The sequence below is a fragment of the Streptomyces sp. NPDC005899 genome (assembly GCF_040629645.1).
Taxonomy (GTDB): domain Bacteria; phylum Actinomycetota; class Actinomycetes; order Streptomycetales; family Streptomycetaceae; genus Streptomyces.
This window is the reverse complement of sequence record NZ_JBEXWB010000712.1, coordinates 1-1,063: the sequence shown is the minus strand read 5'-3', so window position 1 is coordinate 1,063 and position 1,063 is coordinate 1. Positions and strand designations below refer to the sequence as shown.

Sequence of the window (1,063 nt, the reverse complement as noted above, 5' to 3'; positions counted from 1 at the left end):
CTTCGTGAAGCGGGTGGTGGGCGTGGGGGGCGATCGCGTGGTCTGCTGCGACAAGCGGGGGAGAGTCGAGGTGAACGGCACCGCTCTGGACGAGGCGTGCTGTTCGACGAGGCCGCTGTCGTCCTGACCCGCGCCGTCCACGCCTGGGCCGGTGTCCCGCTCGCCGACGACGAGGCGGCACGCACGGCCGAGGACCTGACCGCCATGGTCGACGGCTTCGCCACCGCGGGACCCCGTCATCTCAAGGCCCGCAGGGCACGCCGCCGGCAGGAGGCGCGCCTCGCGGACCTGGTCGCACGCGCACGTACCCGGGCGGGCTCCGGCCCGGCCGATGAGGCGGACCGTACGCCGTTCGAGGTGGTAGTGGCCCATCGGGACGTGAACGGCCTGCTGCTCGACCCGCACACCGCGGCGGTGGAGGTGCTCAACATCCTGCGGCCGACCGTGGCCGTCACCTGGTTCGTCACGTTCGCGGCGCACGCCCTGCACCGCCATCCCGAGCACCGTGCCGCCCTCGTGGGCGACGACGACCCGGAGTACGCCTTCGCGTTCGCGCAGGAGGTGCGCCGCTTCTATCCGTTCGCGCCCTTCGTCGGCGGCCTCGCCGTGAAGGAGCTGGAGTGGATGGGCACCACGATCCGCCCCGGGACCATGGTGCTGCTGGACCTCTACGGGCAGAACCACGACCCCGACCTGTGGCCCGAGCCGTACGCGTTCGACCCGTCCCGCTTCCTGGACGGGACCGCCTCGGACGGCGTCCGTGACGATCTGGTGCCGCAGGGCGGAGGTGACCCTGAGCACGGGCACCGGTGCCCCGGCGAAGACGTCACGATCGCTCTCCTCGCCACCGTGGCGGGCTTGCTCGCGCGCCTTCCGTACGACGTCGTGGACCAGGACCTGAGCATTCCGCTGCGGCGCGTCCCGACGGCTCCGCGCAGCGGATTCGTCATCGCCGGGGTGACGGCGGACGCCTGACCGCGCCGGCGGTGACGGAGCACGGGCGCGGGATCGGCGTCCGCTCGGCATCCACGCCCGCAGTCGGCGCGGCGCCCGCCCGGTGAGA

2 pseudogenes are annotated in these 1,063 nt (G+C 73.3%); both read left to right on the top strand.

The annotated features are described in order from the left end of the window. A pseudogene (locus ABZ371_RS32855) lies at positions 1 to 94 on the top strand (S26 family signal peptidase); the annotation flags it as partial. A gap of 2 nt (positions 95 to 96) precedes the next feature. After that, a pseudogene (locus ABZ371_RS32850) lies at positions 97 to 975 on the top strand (cytochrome P450); the annotation flags it as partial. Positions 976 to 1,063 lie beyond the last annotated feature (88 nt).